The 10,114-nt window shown below is 51.7% G+C and carries 9 protein-coding genes; 8 read left to right on the top strand and 1 reads right to left on the bottom strand.

The window, feature by feature from the left end:
* The first annotated feature begins 10 nt into the window (after positions 1–10).
* From ACFVVF_RS21365 to ACFVVF_RS21375, 3 genes are read left to right on the top strand one after another with little or no spacing between them, the layout of a single operon-like run.
* Positions 11–916 carry an ABC transporter permease gene (locus ACFVVF_RS21365; protein ID WP_387814013.1) on the top strand — a complete coding sequence of 302 codons (906 nt, stop codon included), beginning with the start codon at positions 11–13 and terminating at the stop codon, positions 914–916.
* A gap of 15 nt (positions 917–931) precedes the next feature.
* Positions 932–1,822: a carbohydrate ABC transporter permease gene (locus ACFVVF_RS21370; protein WP_387814015.1), complete on the top strand. Its 891-nt coding sequence runs from the start codon at positions 932–934 to the stop codon at positions 1,820–1,822.
* Between the two features lie 3 nt (positions 1,823–1,825).
* Positions 1,826–3,214 carry an MGH1-like glycoside hydrolase domain-containing protein gene (locus tag ACFVVF_RS21375; protein ID WP_387814017.1) on the top strand — a complete coding sequence of 463 codons (1,389 nt, stop codon included), beginning with the start codon at positions 1,826–1,828 and terminating at the stop codon, positions 3,212–3,214.
* 592 nt (positions 3,215–3,806) lie between these two features.
* Here ACFVVF_RS21375 and ACFVVF_RS21380 read toward each other — a convergent pair.
* On the bottom strand, positions 3,807–4,565 hold the full coding sequence (locus ACFVVF_RS21380) for a class I SAM-dependent methyltransferase (protein WP_387814019.1): 759 nt from the start codon (positions 4,563–4,565) through the stop codon (positions 3,807–3,809).
* A 157-nt stretch (positions 4,566–4,722) separates the two neighbouring features.
* On the opposite strand from ACFVVF_RS21380, the gene ACFVVF_RS21385 reads away from it, so the two are divergent.
* Genes ACFVVF_RS21385 through ACFVVF_RS21405 form a run of 5 tightly spaced genes read left to right on the top strand, consistent with a single transcriptional unit; the run spans position 4,723 to position 9,704 of the window.
* Entirely contained in the window at positions 4,723–6,354 is a 1,632-nt protein-coding gene (locus tag ACFVVF_RS21385; protein WP_387814021.1) for an ABC transporter substrate-binding protein, read from the top strand.
* Between the two features lie 2 nt (positions 6,355–6,356).
* Positions 6,357–7,304 (top strand): ABC transporter permease, encoded by a 948-nt coding sequence (locus tag ACFVVF_RS21390; protein ID WP_387814023.1) that lies wholly within the window; start codon positions 6,357–6,359, stop codon positions 7,302–7,304.
* Positions 7,301–8,113: an ABC transporter permease gene (locus ACFVVF_RS21395; protein ID WP_387814025.1), complete on the top strand. Its 813-nt coding sequence runs from the start codon at positions 7,301–7,303 to the stop codon at positions 8,111–8,113. Before ACFVVF_RS21390 ends, ACFVVF_RS21395 begins: the two co-directional genes overlap by 4 nt.
* A gap of 12 nt (positions 8,114–8,125) precedes the next feature.
* Entirely contained in the window at positions 8,126–8,959 is an 834-nt protein-coding gene (locus tag ACFVVF_RS21400) for an ABC transporter ATP-binding protein (RefSeq protein ID WP_387814027.1), read from the top strand.
* Positions 8,943–9,704, top strand: coding sequence for an ABC transporter ATP-binding protein (locus tag ACFVVF_RS21405; RefSeq protein ID WP_387814029.1), 762 nt, complete (start codon positions 8,943–8,945; stop codon positions 9,702–9,704). The genes ACFVVF_RS21400 and ACFVVF_RS21405 overlap by 17 nt, the downstream gene beginning before the upstream one ends.
* The last annotated feature ends 410 nt before the right edge of the window (positions 9,705–10,114 follow it).

Raw genomic sequence — 10,114 nt, forward strand, 5'->3', positions numbered from 1 at the left:
GGGAAGCCGAATGATGAACCAACTTAGACGCTTTTCCAGAGAGAGACAAATTTGGCTGATAAGCTTGCCTATCATACTGTGGGTGCTCGTCTTTTCTTACTTCCCGATGTACGGTTTGATCATTGCCTTTCAAAACTACGTTCCCGGACAGACGATGTTCGGGAACTGGGTAGGGCTTGACAACTTTATTCGGTTTTTCCAGGAACCTGATTTCTGGATGATTATGCGCAATACGATTGTTATTAGTATGCTTAATTTGCTCATCGGATTTCCTGCGCCGATCATTCTCGCTTTGCTGCTTAATGAAGTGAGAAACCGTGCGTTCAAGAAAACGATTCAGTCGCTTTCTTACATTCCTTACTTTATCTCCTGGGTCGTTGTCGCCAGCATCGCGTTTACGCTGCTCGGCAATGACGGAATTATCAATGATTTGCTGCAGCGTTTCGGCTTTATTCACAATCCGATTCAGTTTCTGGGAGAAGGCAAGTACTTCTGGGCGATCTTGACCTCCAGTAATGTCTGGAAGGATGTCGGCTTCAGCTCCATCATTTATATGTCTGCAATAGCGGGCATCGACAGAGAGCAATATGAGGCAGGCAAGGTTGACGGACTCGGGCGCTTTGGACTCGCTTGGCATATCACGCTGCCAGGAATCCGCTCTACGATCGTCCTGCTGTTCATCTTGGCGCTTGGCGGCATTCTAAACGCAGGCTTCGAGCAGCAGCTCTTGCTCGGCAGTCCGACAACAAGAGACTACTACGAGGTTATCGATACGTACGTTTACCGGTTCGGCGTTCAGTTCGGCAACTATTCCTACGGTACGGCGGTCGGCTTAATGAAGAGCTTAATCGGACTGACATTGGTCATCGTGGCGAACAAGCTTTCGAAACGCTATATGCAAACTGCGATTTTCTAGAAAGGAGCAATAAGGATGAGCGAACGTTCGACAACTATTCCTCAACGGCTATTCGACATCGTGAACGTCGTTGTCTTACTGCTGTTTGGCATCATTATGGCTTACCCGTTTTTGAATTTGCTGGCTTTGTCCCTGAATGACGGGGCGGATGCGGCAAGAGGCGGGATCTACATTTTCCCGAGGGAGTTCTCCTTGGATGCTTACAAGCTTCTGCTTCAGAACGATAAACTGCTGGAAGGCTTCGGCTGGTCTGTCCTTCGGGTTGCTGTAGGAACAGTTACTTGTTTGTTCGTGACAGGATTGCTTGCTTACATCGTAAGCATCCGTCATTTCTCCGGCCGCAAGTTTATGCGGATTCTGTTCCTCGTTACGATGTACTTTAACGGCGGCCTGATTCCAATCTACCTGCTGATGGTCAATTTGAAGCTGACGGATTCCTTTCACGTTTACTGGATTCCTTCGCTAATTAGCGCTTACTACATGCTGTTGATGTCCTCGTATATTTCCGAGCTGCCTGATGCGCTGTTCGAGTCTGCGAGAATTGACGGGGCTTCGGAGATGAAAATCTATCTAAGCCTGGTTATTCCGATGTCATTGCCGGTATTTGCTGCCGTATCGATCTACTCGGCGGTCGGTCACTGGAATGCGTGGTTCGATGTTGTGCTGTACAATTCCAGCGGCCATTTCGATACGCTTCAAGTCTATTTGCGGCGATTGCTCCTCGAAGTGGAAGCATCCCAGCAAATTATGGATCAGCAGCTGCTGTTCCAAAAGTTCAAGAGCATGACGCCTTTGACGTTGCGTGCGGCGACAACTATTTTCGTTACGGTGCCAATCCTGCTTGTCTATCCGTTCCTGCAAAAATACTTTATCGGCGGCTTGACGATCGGCTCTGTGAAAGGATAATCGATGATGACGAACAACATGAACAATTCCTTAGGCGCAATTGCATTCCAGTCGGATGATGAAGCGCTGAATGCCGGATTCGAATGGGCGAAAGATCAGGCGCTATCCTATGCGCATCATGGCGAAGACCCTGTCGGCCTCTGGTATGAGGCTGCCCTGCCAGGCAGAGAGGCGTTCTGCATGCGGGACGTTTCCCATCAAAGCCTCGGGGCAGCAGTTCTGGGCTTGCAGGCGCACACTCGCAATATGATGCAGAAATTCGCTGAAAATATTAGCGAGACGAGAGACTATTGCACGTACTGGGAGATTACGGGCGGCAATATCCCGGCTCCGGTCGACTATGAGAATGACCAGGATTTCTGGTACAACCTGCCGGCGAACTTCGATGTGATCGATGCCTGCTACCGCCAATATTTGTGGACGGGCGACCGTTCGTATTTGGATAACCCGGTGCTGCGCAAGTTTTACGATTTGTCCGTAACGGAATACGTGAAGACTTGGGATAAAGACGGAGACGGCATTCTTGAATACGAGGCGGCCTATGGACGCCGCGGCTTGGCTTCCTATAATGAAGCGGGCGAGTATGCGAGAATTGGTGCCGATCTGATTGCCATCATGATCGCCGGGTATGAAGCGTATGCCGAGATTGTGAAGTTAACGGGGCAAGGAGAAGCACGTGCCGTCGAATATTCGGCCAAAGCTTCTGAGCTGCGGAAGCGGCTTGAGGAGCAATGGTGGGATGAAAGCAACGGCTGCTTCTATATTGCTCTGAGCCAGAAGGGCGACTTCATTGCATCTGAAGCTGGAGAAGGCCAATTCCTGCCGCTCTACTACGGCGTTATCGATAATGCGGATAAGCGGGAAGGCGCGCTGCGTGAAGCGATCGCGCGAGGCGCTTCCAATGTGGAGGGCATGTCCTACTTGCCGGAAACGTATCACCGTGGAGGCAAGGACCAAGAGGCGCTCCGCAGCTTGAAAGCGTTGATGGAGCCTGGCCTTGACCGCCGCGAGTATCCTGAAGTATCTTACTCAGCGGTGGGCGCGGTGGTATCCGGCCTGATGGGCATCTCGGCAGACGGTATTTCGGGCGTGACGACCGAGGCTAAGCTGGCAGGAGAGCTGGCCTGGGCAGAGCTGTCGAATGTCCCGGTGCTTGGCAGGGTAATTGGAGTCAAGCATCAGGGCGCGGCTCATTCGGAATTTAGCAATCTTTCCGGAGCACCTTTGCGCTGGAAAGCCAAATTCCGCACGGAAGCAGCAGAAGGGCAGGCGTTGAGCCATAACGGCCATGCCATAGAGACGAGTGTAGAACGTGACGAGCTCGGCCGCACATATCTCGTGGCCGAAGTAGAAGTCGCGTCAGGCGAGACGCATACAATTACAGTTGCCTAACAGCGAAGAGCCGTCAGTCCATCCGTGGACTGACGGCTTTTTTGGCTGGCGCCCTTTGCGCGTTCCCGTAACCCTTCCTCTAGGAGCTCGCTGTCCGCACCAGCTCGAACAGACTAACTCAGTTGCTCGCTTATGCGCGTCTGAGCTAGCCTGTCTTTTAGATGCTCGCTGTCCGTACCAGCTCGAACACACTAACTTATTAGTCTCGCCTTGTGCGCCCGAGCGAACTTGCCTCTAGAAGCTCGCTGTCCGCGATTTACTCGAACGAACTAACTAACTAACCCCCAATGCACGCCTTCCTGCGCAAAGCAAGGAACAAAATGTAAAAGTACATTTTGATAAGCTTCAAATCGCCTAAAATGCCCCTCAAAATGCAAAAGTACATTTGAAACACCTATATTTCGCCCATTTGGGGCGTTTTCGGCCAATCAACCTGCACTTTTGCATTTAGATGCGATAAATCGCCAAAAAACCGGCTGACAACCTGCACTTTTGCATTTTGATTCGTCAGGAGGGGGCATATAGCGAACCTGCTTCGCAAAAGAGTGAATCAACATTCGCTATGCGAGAGTTATGATGTCACTACCTGTCATCACTTGCTCGCCACAATAGCGAACATCGGCCGATGGCGGTTCAGCACCTGTTCTGCCGGACTATACAGCCCGGCATCGAATCCATGCCAGGCAGTCACATTGGCGAAGCCGATATGGCTCAGTATATCGATGTCCCAGGCAGGGCGTTTCACATAGGTTAGCGGCAGTGTTAAGGCAATCTGATCGCCCTCCGAGATTTCTTCCTCCGAACGATAAGGCACATAGCCTGCCGCGACCGCTTCCTGTTTGGCCGCTTGGAACAAGGCAGCTTCCTTCGGATCAGTCAAGAACAAGTTCCAGTTGCCATCGAAAATAATCGTCTGCCCGTCCTCATCCAGCCACTGATGCCATTTCCGGTAGACGCCAACGGGATTCGGCAAAAACCACGTAACATTGCGGGATATGATCAGATCGAATTCACCATCCGGCTCATATTCCAAAATATCTGTCTGGACGATGCGAATATCGCAGCCGTGTTTTTCTGCATTTTTTCTCGCCTTGGCTATCATCTCTGAGGAGGAGTCAATAGCGGTGACCTGATGTCCCAACCGCGTCAATAAAATACTGAAAAAGCCCGGCCCAGCGCCAACGTCCAGCACTCGAAGCCCCTGCTTATCCTTAAGCAGCTTGCTCAGAATCGCCGTCCATTTCTCAGCCGACTCATCCGCAAATTCCTGCTCCACGATCTCCTCGTAGATATCGGCTCCCTTATCCCAATATTGCTGATGCTCCAATTGCTGCTCTTTGCTGATCGTCATAGAATCTCTCCTCATGTAAAAATCTCAGATAAATCCGTTATAAAAAATAAAGCTTGCTAATAGTAATTATTACGATTAAAATCTATCATCAGTTGGATATCGAAGTCAAGCACTACTTGTTCAGCTGCATTTTATATCTATTTTCCGGGAGGACATCATGTCAAAATCATTCAGAAGATCGGCCATTACAATCAGTACAATACTCCTTCTATTGCTGGCGGCCTGCTCGTCGCAGACGGAATCGGGTAAGGAGCCGGGTACAGCAGCATCGACGAATAAACCGGAGGTAACGGCCGCCAAGCGCATCACAGTTGCGGTTACTCAGGATTCTAAAGGGGATAAAATCGACGCCTCCACCTACAACGGAGCGAGAGCCGTCCATAGCGCAATCTACGACCCGCTCGTTGAGTTTGGGGAAGGCGGCAAGATCGAGCCGGGACTGGCAACAGCATGGGAAGTGTCGGAGGACGGCAAGACGTACACCTTCCACCTGCGGGAAAATGTTCAATTCTCCGACGGCAGCGCGTTCAATGCTGAAGCTGTGAAATTCTCATTGGCACGAACCGTGGCAAATGAGGAGAATGCATCACTAGAAATTGCTAGGAAGCTGGATAAAGTCGAAACACCAGACGACCATACCGTTGTGCTCCATTTCAAGGAGATGGCGACGCAGGCTCTGCTGGAGCTTAGCCAAGCCCGTCCTTTTCGGATCATGAGTCCCAATGCGGTTAATCCTGCAGGTGCTGCGGATGGAGAGTTTGTGAAGCCGATCGGCACCGGTCCATGGCAACTAGACAGTTTCAAGGAGGGAGCGGAAACCGTCCTGACCGCCAACGAGCATTATTGGAAGGAGAAGCCGTCTCCATACAAGCTGGTGTTCAAGGTCATTACCGACCCGCAGGCCCGCGTGCTTGCGCTGCAGAATGGCGAGATCGACATTGCCGGGGGAGAAGTGGGGAACATCCCGTATGAGAGTCTGCCTATTTTCGAAAACAACGCGAAGTACGCAATCGAGCAGCATGCGAGCACGATGTCTTACTTCATGGTCATCAACCAGAAAAACGCCTTCCTAGCGGATAAAAATGTCCGTCAGGCCATTAATCTCGGTACTGACACCAGCAAAATGATGAACGGACAAGGCGCTGATGTGTCCGGCCTTTTCCAAAGTACGGTCGCTTTCGTTACGCCTGCTAATCAGCCTACTTATAGCTTTGATCCTGATAAAGCTAAGCAATTGCTCGAGACTGCCGGGTACCAATGGAATGCGGGCAGCAAGCAATATGAAAAAGACGGCAAGCCGATTCAGCTTCGTCTGGTCATTCAGACCGAGGAATATCCGGAGTGGAAAGAGATGGCCGAGATTTTCCAAAGCGAGATGAAAAATATCGGCATCAAGGTGGAGATCGCCAATCTGGAGCGTGCGGCCTATTATGATACGCTGTGGACCAACAAGGAGTATGATCTGCTTCTCTATCGGACGTATACGGATGCGCAGCTGCCATACCGCTTCCTGACATCGCTGTTCTATCATACGGATAAAACGCCAGGCGTCGCCTATCAGGATACAACTCTGACGCAGCAACTGGATGATATCGCAAAAACAACTTCGAAGACGGAGCAGCAGGCGATCTTCGACCGGATCTTCAAGCGGCTGCATGAGGAAGCGATGACGGTGCCGATCTATTATACGAAGCAGACGTTTATCCATAACAAAAAGATCGGTAACTTCATTTTTGGCGATATTGAAGACAATCCGGTCGAATGGCATCAGCTGACGATTGAGGAATAGAAATGCTGCGCTATGCGGTTGGCAGGTTGGGTCTGCTGGTCTTTACTTTGTTTTTGCTGACGTTATTCGTATTCGCGCTTATGCGGCTTGCCCCCGGCAATCCTGCAGCTTTGCTGCTGCAGGGGATCGGGGCCGTTCCCGACGAGAGCTTGGTTGCACTCTACGAGCATAAATGGGGCCTGGATCAGTCATTTGTCCAGCAATACGTCACTTGGCTGCTTGAACTGCTGCAGGGCCATTTGGGCAATTCGTTTGTAACGGATCAGCCCGTTATGGAGGAAATCGCATCGCGGCTTCAGCCGACGCTGCTGTTGATTGCCTGTTCTTTTATCGTGACCATTCTTTTCTCGGTTCCACTTGGGATTGTCAGCGCCATCCGGGAAAATACGCTGCTGGACCGCGCCGTCTACGGAGGCTCCATACTAGGCCTTTCCGTTCCGCTGTACTGGCTGGCGATTTTGCTCATGCTCGGTTTTGGCGTGATATGGCCCTTGTTTCCGATTATCGGAAGCGGTTCGGCGAATCATTACGTGCTGCCTGTAGCGGCGATTAGTCTCGTTCAAGGCGCATATTTTGTCCGGATGGTCCGTTCCTTCACATTGGAATACAAGCATGCCTTCTTTATGGAGGCGGCGAGGGCACGCGGCTTGCGGCGGCGCATTTTGTACCCGTCCTATCTGCTTCGGTCGATGCTGATTCCGGTAATGACGGTGGTCGGAACGAGCTTTTCCGGCTTTTTCGGCGCGGCCGTCATGATCGAGAACGTGTTCAGCTTTCCAGGGATCGGAACTTATATGCTGGACATGATCTACAATCGCGATTTTCCAGCCATACAGGGCTGCAGCTTGCTGGTGGCAGCGGCGATCTTCATCTTGAATTTCATGACCGATCTTGGCTATTATGCGGCCGATCCGCGTGTAAGGCTGGATAAACAGAGGTGGGAGCTGTGAAGAGGTTTACTTCGTTTGCGCTTGAAAATAAATGGACAACGACGGCGCTGCTGTTTCTAGCCGGGCTGCTTGTCGTTGGTATGCTGGCTTCTTGGCTGCAGCCGTTTGATCCTTACGAGCCGCATTATGATGCCAAGCTGCAGCCGCCGAGCCATGATCATCCCTTTGGAACAGATTATTTGGGCCGGGATTTGTTGAGCCGCGTGCTTGCGGGTATTCCGTATTCGGTGTTTCCTGCGCTCGGCGTTCTTGGACTGGTTATGATCATTAGCCTCGTTCTTGGTACGGTAAGCGGGTTTTACGGAGGCCGCCTGGATATGCTGCTGATGAGCGTTGCAGATCTATTCACGGCCGTTCCCAACCTGCTGTTGACGATTGTTATTATCGGTTTTTTAGGCTTTGGGATGGAAAATGTTTATGCCGCCATCTTGTTGTCCTGGTGGGCCAAATATGTGCGGATCATCAGAGGCCTCGTTCATGATGTGAAAAAGGAGCCATATATGCTAGCCAGCCGGGTCAGCGGCTCCTTCGATTTTCATGCGATATGGCGACATGTTGTACCGAACGTTATGCCGCAGGTGTTGACGCTCATTATTTTGGACGTCAGCCGGGTTATTTTGACATTGTCGGGGTTATCTTTTCTGGGGCTGGGCGCTCAGCCGCCTTCGCCGGAATGGGGCGTGATGCTGCTGGACGGCAAAAACTATTTGCAGATTGCGCCTTGGATGGGCTTTTTTCCGGGATTGATGATCTTTATGACGGCTGTTGCGTTTCAGATTTGCGGAGAAAAGCTGCGGAGCCGGTTATAAATGAATTAGCGGATGATGGGAGTGGCGGAGTTGTTGGAAGTCCATAAGCTTACGATTAGTACAAAAGACAATAAGCGCGTGCTCGTCAAGGAAAGTTATTTCTCGTTGGATGCGGGGGAGACGCTGTGTCTGATCGGCGAGAGCGGCAGCGGTAAGACACTCACGGGCAAAGCGCTGCTCGGCATGCTGCCGTCCGGACTGCAAATGTCAGGAGAGCTTTCATTTGGAGGTGAAGCGATGTCGGGGTATGGCAAGCGGGAGTGGAGGCAGGTAAGGGGGAGGCGGATCGGCGTCATTTATCAGCATCCCGAGCAGGCGCTGCACCCGGCTATTCCGATTGGCAGGCAGCTGACTGACTTGCTGCGCAGCCACCTGTCTGTAACACGGCATGCCGCGGAGATCAGCGCCAGAACAATGCTGGACAAAGTGTCGCTGAAAGACGCAGACCGGCTGATGAAGAGCTACCCGTTCCAATTAAGCGGCGGCATGAACCAGCGGGTCATGATAGCGATGGCGCTTCTATTAAAGCCGGAGCTGCTTATAGCAGATGAACCAACGAGTGCGCTGGATTTGACGACGCAGTCCGAGATCATCGCTTTACTGAAGGAGCTTGTGGAGGAAGAACAGTTAGGCATGTTGTTCATTACTCATGATCTATTGCTGGCGGGTGAGCTGGCGGATACGATTGCGGTCATGAAGCAGGGGGAGATCGTCGAGCAGGGCCCGGCGGCAGAAGTGCTGCGCAAGCCTAAGCATGTGTACACGAAGCAACTGCTGGAGTGCCGGTCCTCATTTCGCTTCACTGCAGGAGATGGTGGTGTATACGTACATGCTGGAAATCGATGAAATATCGAAGGTTATCGGAAGCAAAACCGTGCTGGACGGAATCTCGTTGTCTATCCCAAGCGGCGGTTCATTAGCCATTGTTGGTGAAAGCGGCAGCGGCAAGTCCACGCTCGCCCGCATCGTTATGGCGCTGGAGCGTCCCGGAACGGGGGAGGTTCGGTTCAATGGCTGCGCGGCTCCTTATAAGAGGACTGCTGCATTTAAGGACTGGTACCGGCAAATTCAGTTCGTGTTCCAAAATACGACGGCATCGCTGGACCTGCGAATGACGATCGCGCAAAGCCTTGAAGAGCCGTTGTCCCGATTTACGGACATGGGTAAAATCGAGCGCAAGGAGCGGATAGCGGAGTACGCCGGTAAAGTTGGATTGCCGCTGCATCTGCTTGCCGAGAAGCCCGGACGGTTGAGCGGCGGACAATATCAGCGGGCGTGCATTGCTAAAGCGCTCGTCGTGAAGCCAAAGCTGCTCGTATGCGACGAGATCGTATCGAATCTAGATTTGCTTCACCAGCATCAGATTATTGAACTGCTTCATACGCTAAAAATCGAGCAGCGCTTGTCGCTTCTCTTCATTACCCACGACCTTTCGCTCGTAGCCGGGTTATGCGAGGAGATTGCGGTGTTGAAGGAAGGGCAATTGGTCGAGCGTTTCGCCTCCTCCGCCATTCATTCCCCCGGCCATCATCCTTACACGCAATCGCTGCTGGACGCAGCACGGTCACTCGGGCGCGCCGGAGGGGAGTAGCATACTTTCGCGAGGATGTACTCTGATAGTTTTTGCGTATAAAGACACAGTAGAATGGCGAACACGCATGATTGGTATGAACCGCTAAGCGAACCTGCTTCGGAAAACAGCCAATGAAAGCCATGAACGTGTGTTGCATTACGCTCTCAAGTAACTTATTAGCGAACCTGGTTCGCGAAACAATGAATCAAGGCATGAACGCGTCCGATTACGCTCTCGGGCAATATATAACGAACCTGCTTCGCAAATAGCAAAGGAAAGTCATGGACGTACCTCCTTACGCTCTCAAATGACTCATTAGCGAACCTGGTTCGCAAAACAGCGAAGCAAAGTTCGCTAATACTGAAGTCCAGCTCAGATGCGCATGTATTTCGGATAATTTGCGAAGCGTCCTTCGCTAAATAGCGAAG

This window comes from Paenibacillus sp. NPDC058174 (genome assembly GCF_042883865.1).
Classification (GTDB): Bacteria; Bacillota; Bacilli; order Paenibacillales; family Paenibacillaceae; genus Pristimantibacillus.

Bases quoted from the DNA above. Each gene is read 5' to 3' on its own strand.
- ACFVVF_RS21365 (WP_387814013.1), top strand. From the start codon at position 11: ATGATGAACCAACTTAGACGCTTTTCCAGAGAGAGACAAATTTGGCTG.
- ACFVVF_RS21370 (WP_387814015.1), top strand. From the start codon at position 932: ATGAGCGAACGTTCGACAACTATTCCTCAACGGCTATTCGACATCGTG.
- ACFVVF_RS21375 (WP_387814017.1), top strand. From the start codon at position 1,826: ATGATGACGAACAACATGAACAATTCCTTAGGCGCAATTGCATTCCAG.
- ACFVVF_RS21380 (WP_387814019.1), bottom strand. From the start codon at position 4,565: ATGACGATCAGCAAAGAGCAGCAATTGGAGCATCAGCAATATTGGGAT.
- ACFVVF_RS21385 (WP_387814021.1), top strand. From the start codon at position 4,723: ATGTCAAAATCATTCAGAAGATCGGCCATTACAATCAGTACAATACTC.
- ACFVVF_RS21390 (WP_387814023.1), top strand. From the start codon at position 6,357: ATGCTGCGCTATGCGGTTGGCAGGTTGGGTCTGCTGGTCTTTACTTTG.
- ACFVVF_RS21400 (WP_387814027.1), top strand. From the start codon at position 8,126: ATGATGGGAGTGGCGGAGTTGTTGGAAGTCCATAAGCTTACGATTAGT.
- ACFVVF_RS21405 (WP_387814029.1), top strand. From the start codon at position 8,943: ATGCTGGAAATCGATGAAATATCGAAGGTTATCGGAAGCAAAACCGTG.